The following is a 20120-nucleotide window of genomic DNA, read 5'->3' on the forward strand; positions in this document are numbered from 1 at the left end:
CCGATGGCTCAGGGCGCAAATGCCTGCCAATCGCGCATCTTCGAGCGAAACCAGGTGCGTTGACGTTTGGCATATTGCCGTGTGGCGATGACGGCGCGGTCGCGTGCCTCCGCCAGCGAAAGAGTGCCATCGAGATGCGCCATCAACTCCGGGACACCAATCGCGCGGTGCGCGGGTAGTGACGGATCATAGCACGACCGAACGGCGCGCACTTCTTCCAAAGCACCGCCCGCAATCATCAGATCGAAGCGCTGTTCGATGCGGGTGTTGAGCCATTCCTTGGCAACATCAAAGACGATGGTTTCCGCCCTCGTTTCCGGCAGCGTGGGCGCGCCGGTTTCATCCTGCCAGGCCGCCAGCGATCGCCCGGTTGCCTGCAAAACCTCCCAGGCGCGTTGGACGCGCGCGCGGTTGGCGGTATCAATCCGCGCCTTGGTGGCTGGATCCAACGCGTCCAAAAGCGCCGGTAGGGCCAATGCGTCGCCGCGCGCCCGGACGGGCGCGGGTGTTGGGGGGATCTCTGCCAACCCTCTCGTCAGCGCCATGAAATAAAGCCCGGTGCCGCCAACAATGATCGGGCGCTCGGGTGCCGCCAGCAGCGGGGTCACCTCGCGCAGCCAATGCCCGGCGGAATAGCTCATTTGCGCGGCGATATGCCCGTAAAGCTTATGGGGGGTGGCGCTTTCCTCAGCAGGTGAGGGGCGGGCGGTGATGACGCGCCAGCAGTCGTAGACCTGGCTGGCATCGGCGTTGATGATGACGCCGCCCTGGCGCTCCGCGATCTCCAGCGCCAGCGCCGATTTGCCCGAGGCCGTTGGCCCGGCGATAAGCACCGGCTTTTCCGGCGACAGGCCGCGGATCAGCGCATGCATGCGGTTGCTGGAGGTGGATGTCATTTTATACGCGGTGCCCGGTCAGGGTGCATTGAAGTCCGCCCGCTTTTGCGACATTTTGCGCGCAAACAAAACCCCATGCCTCAGGAGCCCGCGCCCATGACCGAAACTGACCCTCAGGCCACCTTCAAACGCGTCATGCTGAAAATCTCGGGCGAGGCGCTGATGGGAGATCAGGGGTTCGGCCTGAATCCGCCGACTGTCGAGCGGATCGCACGCGAGGTTCAGTCGGTCCACGAACTGGGTGTCGAGATCTGCATGGTGATCGGCGGCGGCAATATCTTTCGCGGGTTGCAGGGCTCGGCGCAGGGGATGGAACGCACGACCGCGGACTATATGGGGATGCTTGCCACGGTCATGAACGCGCTGGCGATGCAATCGGCGCTCGAAGGTCTGGGCATTCATACGCGGGTCATTTCCGCCATCACCATGAACGAGGTGGCCGAGCCCTATATTCGCCGTCGCGCCGTGCGCCACCTTGAGAAAAAACGGGTCTGCATCTTTGCCGCGGGCACCGGCAACCCTTATTTCACGACGGACACGGCCGCGACTTTGCGCGCGAATGAGATGTCCTGTGAGGCGATCTTCAAAGGCACGAAGGTGGACGGCGTCTATGACAAGGACCCCGCCCAGTACAGCGATGCCAAGCGCTATGACACGGTGAGCTATGACGACGTGCTGCAAAAGCGCCTTGGGGTCATGGATGCCAGCGCCATCGCACTGGCGCGGGACAACAACCTGCCGATCATTGTTTTCTCGCTGGATGAACCGGGTGGCTTCCGCGGCATTCTCGCGGGCGAGGGCACCTATACAAGGGTGCAGGGTTAGAGCGATCTGCAGGTGATCCGTACGGGGTGACACAATTCGGGTGCAACTCCTGCTGGCTTTTCGCCAGCTACCTGATTTATACAGTTTTTCAACGCGAGCGCGCTGAGAGGCGGGCCAAGAAACTTGTGGCAGGATGAATATATGTCAGACGATTTTATGCTCGACACCGACGACCTGGAGCGGCGCATGGACGGGGCGATGGCGAATTTGCGCACGGAATTCTCGTCTCTGCGCACCGGTCGCGCGTCAGCCTCGATGCTGGAGCCGGTCATGGTGGATGCCTATGGCGCCATGACCCCGATCAACCAGGTGGGGACGGTGAACGTGCCTGAATCGCGCATGGTGACGATCAACGTCTGGGACAAGGGGCTTGTCGGCAAGGTGGAAAAGGCGATCCGCGAAAGCGGTCTGGGGATCAACCCGCAGCTCAATGGCACCATCATCATGTTGCCGATCCCCGAACTGAACGAAGAGCGCCGCCGCGAGCTGACCAAGGTTGCCGGGAGCTATGCGGAGAATGCCCGCATCTCGGTGCGCAATGTGCGCCGCGACGGCATGGACCAGATCAAGAAGGCCAAGGGCGAGGGCATGTCCGAAGACGATCAGAAGATCTGGGAGGGCGAAGTGCAGGAAATCACCGATCGCGCCATCAAGACGATTGACGAGATGTTGGAAACCAAGCAAGGCGAGATCATGCAGGTTTAGTGGGCATTGGGCCGCTGCGCCCCTATTTTTTCGCAGCACCCCGGTCGGGGTCATAGGTGTTTTAGGTAAACCATAGTCAAATGCGCAGAACATGCGCGCCGGACCGATTTACCGCAGACCGACGCAATGTCTGGTTTATATGATGTGTCAGGAGTAGGAGAGTATCATGGCTGGTGTGCCGCAACCCCAAGTGAACCTGATTCCGGGATGTCCGCGTCATGTGGCCATCATCATGGATGGGAACGGTCGCTGGGCCACGCAGCGCGGCCGCCCCCGGCTCTATGGTCATCACGCAGGCGCGCGTCGGGTGCGCGAAATCGTGGAAAGCTGTCCGCAGATCGGTGTGGAATACCTGACGATCTTTGCCTTCTCGACAGAAAACTGGAAGCGCACACAGGTCGAGGTTGCGGGTCTGATGACCCTCTTTCGGCGCTATATCGTCAAGGAGACGCGGGCGCTGATCACCTCGGGCGTTCGGGTGCGTTTTATCGGCGACCGGCTGCGCCTGGATGACAAGCTGATTGCGCTGATGAATGATCTCGAAGCGGCGACGGCGCAGAACACGCTGGTGCATCTGACCATCGCGCTCAACTATGGCGGGCGGGATGAGGTGGCGCGCGCGACCAAGCGGCTGGCCGGTGACGTGGCTGAGGGGCGATTGCATCCCGACGATGTCGATGAGGAAACGCTGCCGCGCTATCTGGACACACATGTGCTGCCCGATCCCGATCTGGTCATACGCACCAGCGGCGAAGCGCGGATTTCGAACTTTCTGCTCTGGCAGTCGGCCTATTCGGAATATGAATTCATCGATACGCTCTGGCCCGACTTCACCAGCGATGAATTCAAGAACCTCTGTGCCGCCTTCGGCGGGCGCGACCGGCGCTATGGTGGGGTGCTTGGGTGACGGCAACGCCTGAAAAATGGTCCGATCTTGCGACGCGTATGGGCTCTGGCGCCGCTTTGGTGGTTCTGGGGCTCTGGGGCGTCTGGGCGGGCGGGCATGTGTTCCACGTGATGGTCGCCGCGATTTGCGGTCTGATGGTCTGGGAACTGGCGGCCATGTTGCACGCGCCGAAATCCACCGCGCTGCAACTCGGTGCATTGACCGGTGGTGCCGCACTTCTGGCGATTTATCTGCCCGCCGGATTTGCCCTGCCCATTCTGCTGGCGGCGGCGCTGGTCGGGTTCGGGCAATTGCGCGAGTTCCGCACGATATACATGGTGTTTTCCGTGATGGTGCTGATGGCGGGCTATGGCATGATGTCGGTGCGCGACGATCTTGGATTCAACTGGATGCTCTGGATGGTGCTCGTGGTTGTGGCGACCGATGTGGTGGGTTATTTCGCGGGCCGTTTGATCGGCGGGCCGAAGTTCTGGCCGCGTGTCAGCCCCAAGAAAACATGGGCCGGCACCGGGTTCGGCTGGATCGGCGCGGCCATCGTTGGGGCGCTTTTCATGGCCAATACCGGGGCGGGCGTGCAGTTGATCGGCGTGTCGGTTGCGGTCTCCATGGCCAGCCAGATGGGCGATATCGCCGAAAGCGCGATCAAGCGGCGGGTCGGTGTCAAGGACAGCTCCAACCTGATCCCGGGGCACGGCGGCCTGCTCGACCGGTTTGACGGGATGCTGGGGGCGGCGGTGTTTTTGCTGATCATCGGGGGGCCAATCATGGGATCGCCCCTCATGTTGAGATAGTCGATGCGACGGGTCAGCATCTTCGGGGCCACAGGCTCCATTGGCCAAAACACCATCGATCTGATTGCGCGTGCGCCGGAAGACTATGACGTTGTTGCACTGACCGGGGCCGGCAACATCGAACAACTGGCCAAGGACGCCAAGCGCCTGCGTGCCGAAGTGGCGGTGACCGCCCATGATCACCTGCTGGACGATCTGCGCGATGCCTTGGCAGGCTCAGGCGTTGTCGCGCAGGCCGGGACAGACGCAATTACAGAAGCTGCTGCGCGGCCTGCGGATTGGATCATGTCGGCCATTGTCGGGGCCGCGGGTCTGGCACCGGGGGTCGCGGCGCTGAAACAGGGCACAACCCTGGCGCTGGCCAACAAGGAATCGCTGGTCTGCGCCGGATCCCTGATGCTTGAAACCGCCAAGGCCCATGGTGCACGCTTGTTGCCGGTGGACAGTGAGCATTCGGCAGTGTTTCAGGCCCTGGTGGGCGAGGAAATGACCGCAGTGGAGCGGGTGATCATCACCGCCAGCGGCGGGGCGTTTCGCGATTGGCCGATTGAAGACCTCGCCCATGCGACGCTTGATCAGGCCTCCAGCCATCCAAATTGGGACATGGGGCAGCGGATCACGATTGATTCCGCATCCATGTTTAACAAGGCGATGGAACTCATTGAAACACGAGAGTTTTTCGGCGTTCAGCCGCGCCAGATCGAAGTGCTGGTGCACCCTGAGTCGATGATTCATGCGATGGTCGGTTTTAACGATGGCGCGCTGATGGCGCATGTGGGCCCGCCCGACATGCGCCACGCCATCGGCTATGCGCTGCACTGGCCCGCGCGACAGGCGCTGCCGGTGGCGCGGCTGGATCTGGCCGCCATCGGTCAGCTGAGCTTTCGTGCCCCCTGCGAGACCCGGTGGCCCGCGCTGCGGCTGGCGCGCGAGGTGATGGAAACCGGCGGGTTGGCCGGGGCGGTGTTCAACGCGGCCAAGGAAACCGCGTTGGATGAATTCATCGCGGGCCACATCGGTTTCAACGAAATGGCAATGATTGTCGAAGAGGTTCTGGACACCATCACGTCCACGCCGGGCCATATTGATGCCACCATGACCCTTGATAACGTGGCCAAAGTGGACCATCTGGCACGACAAGAGGCCCAACGGGTCATTCACAACAGAGCAGGTTAGAAATTGGATATTTTCGCGTTGATCCCGCAGTTTGGCGGCCTGATCTGGACACTTGCGGCATTTGTGCTGGCGCTTTCCGTGATCGTCGCCATCCACGAATACGGCCATTACATCGTCGGTCGGTGGTCGGGGATTCACGCGGATGTATTCTCCTTGGGCTTTGGTCCGGTGCTGTGGTCGCGCATGGACCGGCGCGGTACGAAATGGCAGGTCGCGGCCTTGCCATTTGGCGGCTACGTCAAATTTGCAGGCGACGCCAATGCCGCCTCGGGCAAGGACGAAGACGCGATGGCGGCGGCGCAAAATGATCCTGAACGGCTACGCGCCACCATGCACGGTGCGCCACTTTGGGCGCGGGCGGCAACCGTCGCGGCAGGCCCGATTTTCAACTTTGCCCTGTCGATCATCGTGTTTGCCGCCGTGGTTTTGACCAGCGGTGTGTCCCGTGATCCCCTGACGGTTGGCGAATTGCGCCCCTTGCCGGTTGCAGATCGCGGTCTGGAGGTTGGCGATGAGGTGATCGGCATCAATGGCGTGCCGGTGCCCAGCATGGAAGACGCGGTGGCCTATGCCGATTTCATCGATGCCGTGCCGGTGGTGCCTGTGCTGGATTACACCGTGCGCCGCGATGGTTCGGAACGCGATGTGCCTGGGGCCTATCTCTTGCCGCCGCTGGTGACTGGCGTGAGCCCGCAGAGCGCCGCGCTCGGGGCCGGGCTGGTCGTGGGCGACGTGATCACCGCTATTGATGGGGCGCCGATCTTTGCCTTTGACGAGCTTAAGGCGGCGGTTGAGGGCGGCGAGGGCGCGTCACTTGCCCTGCGGGTCTGGCGCGATGGTGAAGAACTTGATGTGACACTGACACCGAAACGTGTGGATGAGCCGCAACCCGATGGCGGCTTTGCTACGCAGTGGCGGATCGGCATTGCGGGCGGTTTGGCGTTTGAGCCCGCAACTCAAACGCCGGGGGTCGGCGAGGCGATCATGAGCGGTGTCCGCCAAACCGGACGCATCATCGAAGGGTCGCTGTCTGGTCTGGGTCATATGATCACCGGGGCCATCAGCACCTGCAATCTCAGCGGGCCGATTGGTATCGCCCAGGTCTCTGGCACCATGGCCAGCCAGGGCGCGCAATCTTTCGTGTGGTTCATTGCCGTGCTGAGCACAGCCGTGGGCTTGCTGAACCTCTTTCCAGTGCCAGCGCTGGATGGCGGACACCTTGTGTTCTACGCCTATGAGGCCGTCACCGGGAAACCGCCCAGCGACAAGGCGCTGCGGGTATTGATGACCTTCGGGCTGGCGACGGTGCTGACCCTGATGCTCTTTGCCTTGGGCAACGATCTTTTCTGCCCGTAACCCAATGGCTGGGCCAAATTGCCCCAGTTGTGCCACAATTGGACAAATTCACGCCGCAATCCTTCGGTAGTTCTTCGGTGACGAGATCGGAGAACTGCAATGCAAGCGATACATAATGGATACCGTGGTCTTAGCCTGCTGATGGATCTCAACTGGGATCGCGCGCTCTATATTGGTACAATTGGTCTGGCACTCGGTGCCGGTGCCTGGATTGGCACGGCTTTCGGCTGATTTCCGGCCATATCTGACGCGCCAGCGCGCCTCGCAAATATTTACAAATCCAGCCAAACCGGCGCGCATGTAGTTGTGTGCCGTTTTTTGGCCACATGGTTTTGACAATACCCGGCATTATCGGTACTCAGATATTAACTAAAATCTGAGGATCGGGGCAGGTCATGAATCGGGGCACATCGGGCACAGGTCCGCGTCAGCTTGGGCATTTCAACGCACTCAAATCGCTGATGCGACTCGGCAGTTTTTGTCTGCTTTTATCAGTGGTTTGGTTGGCACCACCCACACCGGTACTGGCGCAGCAATACACGCTCAACACCATCACCGTGGACGGAAACGTGCGGGTCGGCGATGCGGCCATCCTCACCCGGGCGGGAATCGCACGCGGTCAAACCCTGAATGCCGCCGAGTTGAACACCGCTTTTCAACGGCTTATCGATTCCGGATTGTTCGAGACGGTGGATTTCGACCCGCAAGGCAATTCGCTCCGGATCACGGTTGTAGAATTCCCGACGATCAACCGCATCAGCTTTGAGGGCAATGCCCGGCTGAACGATGAGGCGCTGGCCGCCGCCATCAATTCCAACGAGCGTCGCGTGTTCAACCCCGCACAGGCCGAGCGCGATGCGGCGCTGATCGCTGAAGCCTACGCCAATGACGGGCGTCTGGCGGCGAAAGTGTCACCGACAATCATCCGGCGCTCCGACAACCGCGTCGATCTGGTGTTCGAGATTTTCGAGGGCGACACCATCGAGATCGAACGGCTGAGTTTTGTGGGCAACCGCGCCTATTCCGACCGCCGGTTGCGCCGCGTGCTGGACACCAAGCAGGCCGGGCTCTTCCGCGCCTTTGTCCGGGCGGATTTGCTGGTCGCAGATCGGATCGAGTTCGACAAACAGCTGCTGCGTGATTTCTACCTGTCGCGCGGTTACATCGACTTTCGCACCAACTCGGTCAACGCCGAGCTGACGGAAGAGCGCGATGCCTATTTCCTGGTGTTCAATGTGCAAGAAGGGCAGAAATTCCAGTTTGGCGAGATTTCCGTCACCAGCAACATCCCGGGTGTGGATGCGGATGTGTACCGCGAGGTCGCCAAGGTCAGACCGGGTGTCACCTATTCACCGACCGTGCTGGAAACGGATATTGCGCGCATGGAGCGGCAGGCCCTGCGTGACGGTGTTGATTTCCTGCGGGTCGAGCCGCGTGTGACACGCGACGACCGGAACCTGCGCCTGAACATCGAATATGTGCTGTCGCGCGGCCCGCGTGTTTTTGTCGAGCGGATTGATATCGAAGGCAACACCACCACGCTGGACCAGGTGATCCGGCGCCAGTTCACCAGCGTTGAGGGCGACCCGTTCAACCCACGTGAGATTCGCGAAGCTGCGGAACGCATCCGGGCGCTGGGGTATTTTGAGACCGCAGAAGTGAACGCGCGCGAGGGCACGTCACCTGATCAGGTGGTGGTCGATGTGGATGTTGTCGAAGCGCCGACAGGGTCCTTCAGTTTCGGTGCCTCCTTCTCCAACAACGATGGTCTGGGCTTTGCCATTCGGTTTGCCGAAGACAACTTCCTCGGACGTGGTCAACGGTTGGCTCTGAACGTCTCGACCACCGAAGATTCCCGTCGTTATGGCATCAACTTCATTGAGCCGTCGTTCCTGGGCCGCGAAGTCGCGCTTGGTCTGCGGTTCGATATCGCCGAGACGGACAGCTCCTTCACCACCTATGATACGGAACGGTTCCTGTTCCAGCCGTCGCTGACCTTCCCCGTGGCCGAAAACACCCGGCTGCAGCTGCGCTATACGCTGGAAGATTCGGAAATGCAGCAGCGTGACACACCGGTCAATGGCCCGGTCATCGGCAATGAAATTGCAGCCGGTGAGCAGTTGAGCAGCGCTATCGGATATGAGCTGACGTACGACACCCGGATCACCGGTCTGGATCCAAACTCCGGCTACCTGCTGGAGTTCGCACAGGATTTTGCCGGGCTCGGTGGCGACAGCCAATACATCAAGACCACGGCAAAAGTGGTTGGTCAGACCAAGGTTCTGAGCGAAGAGGTCACCCTGCGGGCGACCCTCGAAGGTGGCGCGCTGTCCTGGCAGAGCGGCACAAACCGTGCGGTGGACCGGTTCCTGCTGAACTCCAACATCATCCGCGGCTTCGAGCCGGGCGGCATTGGTCCGCGCGACCTGACAACCGGTCCCGAAGATCCGCTGGGCGGCAACCTCTATGTGGCGGCACGTTTCGAAGCTGAATTCCCCCTGGGGCTGCCAGAGGAATATGGCATCACCGGTGGTCTCTTTTACGACGTTGGCAACTTGTGGGATCTGAGCGATGTGAACGTCGCAGGCGGCAATATCGTGGGTGAGGGCGGCTCATTCCGCCACGTGATCGGGTTTGCGATCCTGTGGAACACGCCTGTCGGCCCGCTCCGGTTCAATTTCACCGACGCGCTGCGGAAAGAAGAGTTTGACCGCGATCAGTCGTTCGAATTGACGCTCAGCACAACGTTCTGATCCGATGGCACCCGCGGCACGGCTTCTGACTGTCTTGATGGCGGTCTGGCTGTGCCTTGGGGGTGGCGAGGCTCTGGCGCAGCGGGTCGGACCGGTGCAAAGCCCGATCCTGACCATCGATTCCGACAAGCTGTTTTCAGACAGTGCCTTTGGTCAGCGCACGGTCGAAGAATTCGAAGCGCGGGGTGCCGAACTCGCCGCTGAAAACCGTCGGATCGAGGAAGAGCTTTCCGCCGAGGAAAAAGAACTCACCGATAAACGCGGCACAATGACCCCGGCGGAGTTTCGGGTTTTGGCGGATGCTTTTGATGAAAAGGTGCAATCCACCCGCCGCAGACAGGATGCCAAGACGCGGGATCTGAATGTGGCGCTGGAAGAGCGCCGCGTCGTCTTTCTGAACGCGGCGGCACCGGTTCTGGAAATGCTCATGCGCGAAGCCGGGGCCGCGGTCATCATGGAGCGCCGGTCGGTTTTTCTCAGCTCCAACGCCATCGACATCACCCGAACCGCCGTGGAACGCCTAGATGCGGTTTTGGGGGATGGGAGCGATGTGCCCAAGCCCTGAGCCGGTTGCACGATGCTTGCTCCGCCCTCACTGAGTTGCTAGGCAGAGGGTCAAGCCCTTGAGGACAAAAGGACACCTGACATGACAAGCCCGACCACCAGCGCTGACATCCAATTGATTCAGCGGATCCTGCCGCATCGCTATCCGTTTCTTCTGGTGGACAAGGTGGTCGATATTGACGGCACGACATCGGCCAAGGGCATCAAGAATGTCACGATGAACGAACCGCATTTTCAGGGCCATTTTCCGGGGCTTCCGATCATGCCCGGGGTCACGATCATCGAGGCGATGGCGCAGACCGCTGCCGTGATGGTGGGCGTGACGCTGGAGATGGCGGATAAGGAGATGAAGGTCTATTTCATGGCGATCGAAAAGGCCAAGTTCCGCCGCAAGGTCGTGCCCGGCGATGTGCTTGAAATGCAGCTGCAGACCCTGCGTGGCAAGCCAGGTGGCAAGGTCTGGCGCTTTGGGGGGGGGGCGTCGGTCGATGGTGAAATGGCCGCAGAGTGTGAATTCACCGCGATGATGGATCTGGGGTAGCTGCGCATGAGCAATATTCACCCCAGCGCCGTCATCGAAGAGGGCGCGCAGATCGACCCTTCTGCGGTGATCGGGCCGTTTTGCATCGTGGGGCCGGAGGTTTCTCTGGCCGCGGGCGTGCACCTCAAGAGCCATGTGGTGGTGACGGGCCAGACCGAGATTGGCGAGGATACAGAGATTTTTCCCTTCGCGGTGATCGGGGAGATCCCGCAGGATCTGAAATTCAAGGGCGAAGCCACACGGCTGGTGATCGGCAAACGCAACCGCATCCGTGAGCATGTGACGATGAATTGCGGCACCGAAGGTGGGGGCGGCATTACCCGGATCGGCGATGACGGGCTTTTCATGGCGGGCTGCCATATTGCCCATGACGCAATCCTCGGAGATCGCTGCATCATCGTGAATTCCGTGGCCATTGCCGGGCACTGTGTGCTGGAGGATGACGTGATCGTGGGCGGTCTGTCCGGTGTGCATCAATTCGTGCGCATCGGGCGCGGGGCGATCATCGGGGCCGTGACCATGGTGACCAATGATGTGATCCCTTACGGTCTGGTACAGGCCCCGCGCGGCGAGCTTGACGGGCTTAATCTGGTGGGGCTGAAGCGCCGCGGCGTCTCGCGCGCGGACATCACCGCGTTGCGGGCGGGATTTCAGATGCTGGCCCAGGGCGAAGGCACCTTCCACGACCGCGCCCGGCGTCTGGCGGATGAGACCACCAGCGACTATGTGCGCGAGATCGTGGATTTCATCCTGGCGGGCAGCGACCGTCACTTCCTGACGCCGCGCTGATGCTGGCCTTGATCGCAGGGCGCGGGGGGTTGCCCGCCCGCATTGCAGGGGCGCAGTCAACACCGCCGTTGATCTGTGTTTTGCAAGGCTTTGAACCAGACAACCTGACGGCAGATATCACCTTTCGCTTGGAGCACCTGGGTACATTGCTGGGCGATCTCAAGGCCCGAGGGGTGACGGAGATCTGCATGTGCGGTGCGATTGAGCGGCCACCGGTTGATCCAGCAGCGCTGGATGCGGCGACCTTGCCCTTTGTGCCCGTGATCATGAAGGCGCTTGGATCCGGGGATGACGGGGCGCTGCGGGCTGTCATCGCGGTTTTCGAGGCGCAGGGGTTCACGGTGCGGGCCGCGCATGAACTGGCGCCGGATATCCTGGTGCCTGAGGGCGTGCTGTCTACCGCGCAGCCCGATGATCAGATGCAGGCAGATGTGACCCGTGCCGCGGCTGTGCTGGCCGCCCTGGCCCCGCTGGATGTGGGGCAGGGCTGTGTTGTCGGCGCCGGGCAGGTCTGGGCCATCGAGACGCTGGGGGGGACGGATCATCTCCTGCGCACATTGCCCGCTGCGGCGGCCAAGGCCCGGGCGATCTTGGTCAAACGGCCCAAGCAGGGCCAGGATCTGCGCGTGGATATGCCCGCTATTGGCCCCGGCACGATTGCCGCTGCCGCCGCCGCCGGTTTGGCCGGGGTTGTGGTGGATGCGGGCCAGGTCATTCTTTTGGAGCCTGAGGCGACAGTGGCCGCTGCGGAGGCGGCAGGTCTGGTCCTTTGGGCGCGCACGCCGGGCTGATGCGGGTTTTCATCATCGCGGGCGAGCCTTCAGGCGACAAGCTGGGCGGCGCATTGATGAAGGGGTTGAAACAGCTTCTGCCAGAGGTGCAGTTCGATGGCATTGGTGGCACCGACATGCAGGCCGAGGGGTTGGTCAGTCGCTTCCCGATGGAAGAGCTCAGCGTGATGGGAATTGCGGAAATCCTGCCCAAATATCGGGCGCTGATGGCCCGCATCAACGAAACTGCGGCGGCTGTGGTGAAGGCGGCACCCGATGTACTGATCACCATCGACAGCCCGGATTTTTCACTCAGGGTGGCGCGCCGGGTGAAATCCGTCAGCACCATCCGCACGGTGCATTATGTGGCGCCGACCGTCTGGGCCTGGCGTGCGGGGCGGGCGAAAAAGATGGCGCAGGTCATCGACCAGGTGTTGGCGCTGTTTCCGTTTGAGCCGCCGCTGATGACCGTGGACGGCATGGTCTGTGACTTCGTGGGACATCCGGTGGTGGCGGAGCCCAAGGCAAGCGCGGAGGACGCATTGGCCTTTCGCGCAGAATACGGCCTTGGCGATGCGCCGGTTCTGATGGTTCTGCCGGGGTCTCGCCGCGGGGAAGTGTCACGGCTGGCTGCGGTCTTCGGGCAATCCGTTTCACCGGTTCTGATGTGCCATCCCGATCTGAAGGTGGTGGTGCCGGCAGCGGCCCCGGTGGCGGAGCTGGTGCGGGATGCGGTTGCGGACTGGCCTGTAAAAGCAGTGGTTCTGGATCCGCGCGGCAGGACGTTGGCCGAGGCGGGTCATCTCAAACGCGCGGCCTTTCGCGCAGCGGATATCGCTCTGGCAGCCTCGGGCACCGTGTCCTTGGAACTGGCCGCTGCGCGCACGCCGATGGTGATTGCCTACAAAATGAACTGGCTCACCTTTCGGTTGATCCGCGCGATGGCTTCGGTGGACACCGTGACCCTGGTCAACCTGGTTTCGGACACGCGGGTGGTTCCTGACTTCCTGGGCCCTGATTGTCAGCCTGATCGGATCGGAGAAGCGTTGCTCGACATTATGCAGGCGCCGGAGGCGCAATTGGCAGCGATGGAGGTCACCATGACGCGCTTGGGCGAGGGGGGCGAGGATCCCGGGCTGCGCGCCGCCCGCGCCGTTCTGGCGCGGTTGTGAGCGCCGCTTTTGGTAAAAGGACAGGCTGCGCCTGACACGATGCGTTTGGCCCGAGCGGGCCAAACAGTTTGTCGAGAGGGCAGTGCATGTTGCAGCGACCCGTCCTTCAGCCCTTGTGGATCCAGCCGCCTCCGAAAATGCGGCTGCTGTCGGGATCATAAAAGACGCAGGCCTGACCAGGTGAGACGCCCTCTTCGGGGGTAAGCAGTTCGACGCTCGCCTCGGTTTCGCTGATCGGGCGGATGATGGCATCGGTCGGCGGGCGGGTGGAGCGCACCTTGACGGCAACGTGCCATGCGTCACGAGAGGTGAGAGGCGCATCGGCCAGCCAATTGATCTCGCGCACCGGAACCGTTCTGGTGGCGAGCATCTCTTTGGGCCCGACAACCACGGTTTTGGTATCTGCATCGAGCTTCACCACGTAAAGCGGATCTGCCAGACCGCCGATCCCCAGTCCGCGCCGTTGCCCGATGGTATAGTTAATGACACCGGCGTGCTGGCCAAGAACGCGCCCATCGACATGCACGATCTCACCGGGATCGGCGGCTTCGGGACGCAGTTTTCGGATGACCGAGGCGTAATCGCCATTGGGCACGAAGCAGATGTCCTGGCTGTCAGGTTTGTCCGCGACGCTCAGGCCGTATTTGGCTGCCACGGCGCGTGTTTCTGCTTTTGACGTCAGGTGGCCGAGAGGAAAGCGCAGAAATTCCAACTGCTCAGGCGTTGTGGAAAACAGGAAATAGCTCTGATCCCGAGCGGCGTCGGCAGCCGAATGTAATTCAGCGCCTTGCATGCCGACCTTGCGCTGAATGTAGTGCCCGGTGGCCATGCAATCGGCTTCAAGGTCCTTGGCCGTTTCCAGAAGATCCTTGAATTTCACCCGCTCGTTACAGCGGATGCAGGGCACTGGTGTGGCCCCGCCAAGATAGCTGTCCGCGAACTCGTCAATCACCGCATCTTTAAAAATGTTCTCATAATCCAGCACATAATGCGGGAAACCCATCTTCTCCGCCACTCGGCGCGCATCATGAATATCCAGCCCTGCGCAGCAGGCGCCCTTCTTGGCCAGCGCCGCACCGTGATCGTAGAGTTGCAGCGTCACGCCGACCACGTCATAGCCCTCTTCGGCCAGCATAGCAGCGACAACGGAGCTATCGACGCCACCGGACATGGCCACGACGACCCGCGTGTCGGCGGGCGCTTTGGCAAAGCCAAGCGAGTTCAACTGGGGCTTGTGGTCAAGCGGCATGTCACGGGTCTCCGGATATTCTGAGAAAATATAGGAAAATCCTAATTACTCTCAAGAGGCGGCTTCATCGGTCTTTAAGGCGATGAGGTCAAGGTCCGATCAACTGAGTAGATATGGGTATGAGTGATGTATCTGAAGAAAGTTGATGGGCCACGATCTGTGACCTTGGCTGATGGCACGGTAATGACGCTTGCGGACCTTCCGCCCGCGAACACCCGGCGTTGGGTGGCGTCGCGCAAGGCTGCGGTGGTGCGTGGGGTTGCCTACGGGCTGATCACGCAAAGCGATGCGTTGAAAAAATATCAGATCAGCGAAGATGAGTTCCAGGAGTGGGTTAAGGCCGTTTCGGAGCATGGCGAGGATGCTCTGAAGGCAACAGCACTACAAAAATATAGACAACCTTAAGTTGTCGCGATAACATTCTTGCTGACGGTAACGTGTGGTTAACCTTTTTTGTTCACGGTTAATTCCGAGATAAACGTTCATCCGATGCGGAGAAAATTATGCGCGTACTGCTTGTCGAAGACGACCCCACGACCTCGAAAAGCATTGAATTGATGCTGACCCACGCAAACCTGAATGTCTATGCGACAGACCTTGGTGAGGAGGGGATCGATCTAGCAAAGCTGTATGATTACGATCTGATTCTGCTGGATCTGGACCTGCCCGACATGAATGGTCACGAAGTGCTGCGGCAGCTGCGTCTTTCCCGCATCGAGACACCAATCCTGATCCTGTCCGGTGCGGATGATACCGAGAACAAGATCAAAGGGTTCGGATTTGGCGCAGATGACTATCTGACCAAACCTTTCCACCGCGAAGAGCTGGTGGCGCGTATTCACGCGATCATCCGGCGCTCGAAAGGCCATTCGCAATCGGTGATCGACACAGGGCTGATTTCGGTCAACCTGGATGCGAAGACCGTCAGCGCGGACAACAAAGCGGTACATCTGACAGGCAAAGAATATCAGATGCTCGAACTGCTTTCCTTGCGTAAAGGCACAACGCTGACCAAGGAAATGTTCCTGAACCATCTTTACGGCGGTATGGATGAGCCGGAGCTCAAGATTATCGACGTGTTTATTTGCAAGCTGCGTAAGAAACTCAGCGTTGCGACAGGCGGCGAAAACTATATCGAGACAGTCTGGGGGCGCGGCTATGTGCTGCGTGACCCGGAGCCCAACCAAGTCGACGATCCGCAGCGGCTTGCTGTGGGCGCATAAATGCAGCGCTGATGGTCCGGCCCAGGGGGCTGGTGCCGGACCGGAGACGCGACATTTCGAAACTGAATTCGACTGGACCTGGTCCTGACCTGCGCATATCTACGATGATAGGCAGCGGTGAAGGGGCAGGTCTTGGCGTCTTTGAGAAGTATTGAAGAGTTGGACGAAACGTCCGCAAAGGCCGAACTGGCGCAGCTTTCCAAAATACTGCAGCAGGCAAATTTGGCTTATCACGGTCAGGATGCACCCGAAATCTCTGACGCCGAATATGACGCATTAAAGCGGCGCAATGCCGCCATTGAAGAGCGTTTCCCGGCCCTCAAACGCGCCGACAGCCCCTCCGACCAAGTGGGCGCAGCCCCAGCGGAAGGGTTTTCCAAGGTCACCCACGCGATATCGATGCTGTCTTTGTCAAACGCATTTGACGCCGATGACATTACCGACTTTGACACACGTGTTCGAAAATATCTCGGAACGTCGGAGGACGACACCCTCACCTACACCGCCGAGCCCAAAATTGATGGTCTGTCGCTTTCGCTGCGATATGAAAATGGGCGACTGATCCAGGCCGCGACCCGCGGAGACGGGTCGGTTGGCGAAAACGTCACTGCCAACGCGCGCACAATCTCAGACATTCCCGAAAACATCCCCGGCGCACACGATGTGCTTGAGGTGCGGGGTGAAGTCTATATGTCGCATCCGGATTTCGAAGCGCTCAACACCCGGCAATCGGAAAGCGGCGGCAAAGTCTTTGCAAATCCCCGCAATGCGGCTGCGGGGTCGCTGCGCCAATTGGATGCGCGCATCACCAAATCCAGGCCATTGCGCTTCTTCGCCTATGCCTGGGGGGCTCTCTCGGAGCCGCTGGCAAAGACGCAGATGGACGCCATTGCGCGACTGGCTGCATTCGGGTTCTCGGTAAACCCTCTGACAAAACTCTGCGCCGGTCCGCAGGAAATGCTTGAGCATTACACGCAGATCGAAGAAATGCGCGCCACCCTTGAGTATGATATCGATGGCGTCGTCTACAAGGTGAACGACCTGACCCTGCAAGAGCGGTTGGGCTTTCGGTCGACAACGCCGCGATGGGCAACGGCGCACAAATTTCCGGCTGAACTCGCCTGGACGCGGCTCGAAGCCATCGACATTCAGGTCGGGCGCACAGGCGCCTTGTCCCCGGTGGCCCGCCTGTCGCCGGTCACTGTCGGTGGGGTCGTGGTCTCCAACGCAACGCTGCACAATGAAGATTACATCGCGGGTAGAGACAGCAAGGGTGAGACCATCCGCGAGGGCAAGGATATTCGCGCTGGCGACTGGGTGCAGGTGTACCGCGCCGGTGATGTGATCCCCAAAGTCGCGGATGTGGACCTGAGCAAACGCCCGAACGACGCGGAACGCTTTGTTTTTCCGACGGTCTGTCCACAATGCGGCAGCGATGCCATCCGCGAAGAAGGTGACGCGGTCAGGCGGTGCACCGGCGGTTTGATTTGCCCGGCGCAGGCGGTGGAGAAGTTGAAACACTTCGTGTCACGCGCGGCCTTTGATATCGAAGGTCTTGGCGCCAAGCAGGTGGAACAATTCTACGCCGACCAATGGATCAAGGAACCTGCTGATATCTTCACATTGCGCGCCCGGTTCAGCGACGGGTTGCAACAGCTCAAGAACCGCGAAGGGTGGGGCGAAAAATCCGCGACCAACCTCTTTGACGCCATTGACGAAAAACGGCAAATCCCGCTCCCGCGCCTGATTTTTTCGCTTGGCATCAGACATGTGGGCGAGGCCGCATCCAACATGATCGCGCTGCATTACGGCAGCTGGGAGAATTTCGACGCAGCCATGCGCGCGGCAGTTGATCAATCCGGCGACGCCTGGGACGATTTGAATGCGATTGACGGGGTTGGCACCGTGATGGCCAGCTCTCTGACGCAAACGCTTGCGCAGCCTGCCGAGCGTGCTTCGATCGATCGCCTGGTTGCCGAGCTCACGGTCCAGCCTGTCGAACGCCCCGACACCCAAGGCAGCCCCGTTGCCGGCAAAACCGTTGTTTTCACAGGGACGCTGGAGAAAATGACGCGTGCAGAAGCAAAAGCCCGCGCCGAGCGGTTAGGGGCGAAAGTATCGGGCTCCGTTTCGGCGAAGACGGATTTGCTGGTCGCAGGGCCGGGGGCTGGCTCGAAAGCGAAAAAGGCTGCGGATCTTGGGATTGAAACCCTTGATGAGGATGGCTGGCTCGCCTTGATTTCAGACATATGACCGGTCGGCCGGAACGTCTTTTTCCGCTCTTCGCTGAATTGCGAACGCTACAAGGCATCGGGCCGAAAACGGCGGCTCATATGGTGGCGCTTGGTGTTGAGGCTCCGCGGGATTTGCTGTTCACGCTCCCGTATTCCGGGATTGATCGGCGTTTGCGACCTACCATTGAGGGTGCCGTGCTCCCCGCCACGTTGACCGTGGCCGTGACCGTTGGCAGGCATATGGCCGCGCGCGCCAAGGGGGGGGCTTACCGGATTCATGTCGAGGATGCCGAGACGTTCTTTCAACTGGTTTTTTTTCATGCGCGCGGTGATTACTGGAGCAAAGCTCTGCCCGAGGGCAGCCGCCGCATTGTCTCGGGCAAGGTCGAAGCCTTTGATGGCATTGCGCAAATGGTGCATCCGGACCACATAGTGCCGGAGGCGGAAGCCGATAGCATCCCTGATTTTGAGCCGGTTTATCCGCTGACTGCCGGGGTCACGCAAAAGCTCATGTTCAAGGCAACACGCGCGGCCATGGCTTTGGTGCCGGATTTCCCCGAATGGATAGATGCGGCACAAAAAACAAAGGCGGGGTGGCCGGATTTCGACGCTGCCGTGCAGATGGCCCATACGCCGACGCGTCAGGAAGATCTGCTGCCGACGGCGCTCGCCCGCGAGCGGTTGGCCTATGACGAGTTGTTCGCGCATCAACTAACCCTTGCATTGGCCCGCGCCACGGAGCGGCGTAAGCCCGGGCGGGTGAGCATTGGCGACGGTCAATTGCAGGCCCGCGTCATCGCCGCCTTACCCTACAAGGCGACGTCTGCTCAGGAGCGCGCCGTTGCGGAGATCAACGCCGATATGGCGGGTCCGATGCGCATGAACCGGTTGCTGCAAGGGGATGTCGGTGCCGGAAAAACACTTGTCGCATTCATGGCCTTGCTGCGCGCGGTGGAGGCCGCTGGGCAGGGGGTTTTGATGGCGCCAACGGAAATTCTGGCGCGGCAACATTACGAAAGCCTGGTGCCGCTGGCCGAAGAGGCGGGTGTCGTTTTGGCGGTGCTGACGGGACGCGACAAGGGCGTTGAGCGTCGCCGAAAACTGGATGCCCTGGCCCGCGGGGACATTCATTTGCTGGTGGGCACCCACGCGGTGTTTCAGGCGGATGTGGCATTTCGCGATCTCAGATTGGCGATCATCGATGAACAACACCGCTTTGGTGTGCGTCAGCGTCTGGAGCTAGGTCGCAAGGGCGAGGCGGTTGATGTCCTGGTGATGACCGCGACGCCGATCCCGCGCTCCTTGTCGCTGGCGCAATATGGTGACATGGATGTCTCCGTCCTTGATGAAAAGCCGCCCGGCAGACAGCCGATCAAAACCGCCCTGATCAGTACCGGGCGGATGGATGAGGTGGTGACGCGGTTGCGCACGGTCATTGACGCGGGCCGCCAGTGTTACTGGGTCTGCCCGCTTGTCGAGGAAAGCGAGGCGGTTGATCTGACGGCCGCCGAAGAACGTTTCAAACATTTGCGTGCCGCACTGGGCGAGGGGATCGTCGGCTTGGTGCACGGCCAGATGCCCGCAGCGGAAAAAGACGCGGCCATGGCGCGGTTTCAAGCAGGTGACACCAAGGTGCTGGTGGCAACCACGGTGATCGAAGTGGGCGTGAACGTTCCAAACGCAACAATCATGGTGATTGAGCGGGCCGAAACCTTTGGGCTTGCGCAGTTGCACCAGATGCGGGGAAGGGTCGGGCGGGGAGATGCCGCGTCCACCTGCTTGTTGCTCTATCAATCTCCGTTGTCGGAAAACGGCCGCAAGCGACTGGAAGTGCTGCGCGAAACCGAGGATGGTTTTGCAATTGCCGAGACGGATTTACAGATGCGCGGCGCTGGCGATCTGATCGGAACCGCCCAATCTGGTGTGCCGAGGTTCCGGGTGGCCGATCTGGAACGGCAGGCTGGCCTCATGGCAATTGCACAAAGCGATGCGCGGCATTTACTGTCGGAGGACCCAGGCCTGCAAAGCGACAGAGGTCAGGCGGCACGTCTGCTTTTGTGGCTGATGCGACAGGAGGAAGCGATCCGTTTGATTTCAGTGGGTTAAGCAATCTGGTGCATTTTGCTCGCAAATGTTCTCTTTAAGTTCTTTACAAAGGATTAAAAATAT

The 20120-nt window shown here is 60.5% G+C and carries 19 protein-coding genes; 17 read left to right on the forward strand and 2 right to left on the reverse strand.

Annotated features, from left to right (window positions below; genetic code table 11):
- Positions 1 to 8: 8 nt before the first annotated feature.
- Entirely contained in the window at positions 9 to 896 is an 888-nt protein-coding gene (gene miaA, locus Q1A63_RS07430; RefSeq protein WP_298969707.1) for a tRNA (adenosine(37)-N6)-dimethylallyltransferase MiaA, read from the reverse strand.
- 96 nt (positions 897 to 992) lie between these two features.
- On the opposite strand from miaA, the gene pyrH reads away from it, so the two are divergent.
- From pyrH to lpxB, 13 genes are all read left to right on the forward strand, one after another.
- The gene (gene pyrH, locus Q1A63_RS07435; protein WP_298969706.1) at positions 993 to 1721 is read left to right on the forward strand and encodes a UMP kinase; all 729 of its coding nucleotides are present in this window, start codon (positions 993 to 995) and stop codon (positions 1719 to 1721) included.
- Positions 1722 to 1862: 141 nt separating this feature from the next.
- On the forward strand, positions 1863 to 2426 hold the full coding sequence (gene frr, locus Q1A63_RS07440; protein WP_298969705.1) for a ribosome recycling factor: 564 nt from the start codon (positions 1863 to 1865) through the stop codon (positions 2424 to 2426).
- 166 nt (positions 2427 to 2592) lie between these two features.
- Positions 2593 to 3333 (forward strand): polyprenyl diphosphate synthase, encoded by a 741-nt coding sequence (gene uppS, locus Q1A63_RS07445; RefSeq protein WP_298969704.1) that lies wholly within the window; start codon positions 2593 to 2595, stop codon positions 3331 to 3333.
- A complete protein-coding gene (locus Q1A63_RS07450; protein WP_298969703.1) occupies positions 3330 to 4124 on the forward strand; it encodes a phosphatidate cytidylyltransferase in 795 nt (264 codons plus the stop codon). The genes uppS and Q1A63_RS07450 overlap by 4 nt, the downstream gene beginning before the upstream one ends.
- 3 nt (positions 4125 to 4127) lie before the next feature.
- A complete protein-coding gene (gene dxr, locus Q1A63_RS07455) occupies positions 4128 to 5300 on the forward strand; it encodes a 1-deoxy-D-xylulose-5-phosphate reductoisomerase (RefSeq protein WP_298969702.1) in 1173 nt (390 codons plus the stop codon).
- A gap of 3 nt (positions 5301 to 5303) precedes the next feature.
- Entirely contained in the window at positions 5304 to 6656 is a 1353-nt protein-coding gene (gene rseP, locus Q1A63_RS07460; RefSeq protein ID WP_298969701.1) for an RIP metalloprotease RseP, read from the forward strand.
- Positions 6657 to 6755: 99 nt separating this feature from the next.
- Positions 6756 to 6887, forward strand: a complete 132-nt coding sequence (locus Q1A63_RS07465) for a hypothetical protein (protein ID WP_298969700.1) — start codon at positions 6756 to 6758, stop codon at positions 6885 to 6887.
- A 230-nt stretch (positions 6888 to 7117) separates the two neighbouring features.
- Positions 7118 to 9409, forward strand: coding sequence for an outer membrane protein assembly factor BamA (gene bamA, locus Q1A63_RS07470; RefSeq protein WP_298970470.1), 2292 nt, complete (start codon positions 7118 to 7120; stop codon positions 9407 to 9409).
- Positions 9410 to 9413: 4 nt separating this feature from the next.
- Positions 9414 to 9974 carry an OmpH family outer membrane protein gene (locus Q1A63_RS07475; RefSeq protein WP_299404498.1) on the forward strand — a complete coding sequence of 187 codons (561 nt, stop codon included), beginning with the start codon at positions 9414 to 9416 and terminating at the stop codon, positions 9972 to 9974.
- An 81-nt stretch (positions 9975 to 10055) separates the two neighbouring features.
- Positions 10056 to 10514, forward strand: coding sequence for a 3-hydroxyacyl-ACP dehydratase FabZ (fabZ, locus tag Q1A63_RS07480; protein WP_298969698.1), 459 nt, complete (start codon positions 10056 to 10058; stop codon positions 10512 to 10514).
- A gap of 6 nt (positions 10515 to 10520) precedes the next feature.
- Positions 10521 to 11303 (forward strand): acyl-ACP--UDP-N-acetylglucosamine O-acyltransferase, encoded by a 783-nt coding sequence (lpxA, locus tag Q1A63_RS07485; protein WP_298969697.1) that lies wholly within the window; start codon positions 10521 to 10523, stop codon positions 11301 to 11303.
- A complete protein-coding gene (gene lpxI, locus Q1A63_RS07490; RefSeq protein ID WP_298969696.1) occupies positions 11303 to 12094 on the forward strand; it encodes a UDP-2,3-diacylglucosamine diphosphatase LpxI in 792 nt (263 codons plus the stop codon). The genes lpxA and lpxI overlap by 1 nt, the downstream gene beginning before the upstream one ends.
- A complete protein-coding gene (gene lpxB, locus Q1A63_RS07495) occupies positions 12094 to 13245 on the forward strand; it encodes a lipid-A-disaccharide synthase (RefSeq protein WP_298970469.1) in 1152 nt (383 codons plus the stop codon). Before lpxI ends, lpxB begins: the two co-directional genes overlap by 1 nt.
- 106 nt (positions 13246 to 13351) lie before the next feature.
- On the opposite strand, the gene mnmA is transcribed toward lpxB, so the two are convergent.
- A complete protein-coding gene (mnmA, locus tag Q1A63_RS07500) occupies positions 13352 to 14494 on the reverse strand; it encodes a tRNA 2-thiouridine(34) synthase MnmA (protein WP_298969695.1) in 1143 nt (380 codons plus the stop codon).
- Between the two features lie 126 nt (positions 14495 to 14620).
- On the opposite strand from mnmA, the gene Q1A63_RS07505 reads away from it, so the two are divergent.
- The 4 genes from Q1A63_RS07505 to recG all read left to right on the forward strand — a co-directional run bounded on the left by Q1A63_RS07505 (position 14621) and on the right by recG (position 20057).
- The gene (locus tag Q1A63_RS07505; RefSeq protein ID WP_298969694.1) at positions 14621 to 14899 is read left to right on the forward strand and encodes a DUF1153 domain-containing protein; all 279 of its coding nucleotides are present in this window, start codon (positions 14621 to 14623) and stop codon (positions 14897 to 14899) included.
- Positions 14900 to 14997: 98 nt separating this feature from the next.
- Positions 14998 to 15717 carry a response regulator transcription factor CtrA gene (ctrA, locus tag Q1A63_RS07510; protein ID WP_298969693.1) on the forward strand — a complete coding sequence of 240 codons (720 nt, stop codon included), beginning with the start codon at positions 14998 to 15000 and terminating at the stop codon, positions 15715 to 15717.
- A 132-nt stretch (positions 15718 to 15849) separates the two neighbouring features.
- The gene (gene ligA, locus Q1A63_RS07515; RefSeq protein WP_299631153.1) at positions 15850 to 17970 is read left to right on the forward strand and encodes an NAD-dependent DNA ligase LigA; all 2121 of its coding nucleotides are present in this window, start codon (positions 15850 to 15852) and stop codon (positions 17968 to 17970) included.
- The gene (gene recG, locus Q1A63_RS07520) at positions 17967 to 20057 is read left to right on the forward strand and encodes an ATP-dependent DNA helicase RecG (protein WP_298969692.1); all 2091 of its coding nucleotides are present in this window, start codon (positions 17967 to 17969) and stop codon (positions 20055 to 20057) included. Before ligA ends, recG begins: the two co-directional genes overlap by 4 nt.
- Positions 20058 to 20120: the final 63 nt, after the last annotated feature.

The organism is uncultured Roseobacter sp. (genome assembly GCF_947499265.1).
Lineage (GTDB): Bacteria > Pseudomonadota > Alphaproteobacteria > Rhodobacterales > Rhodobacteraceae > Roseobacter.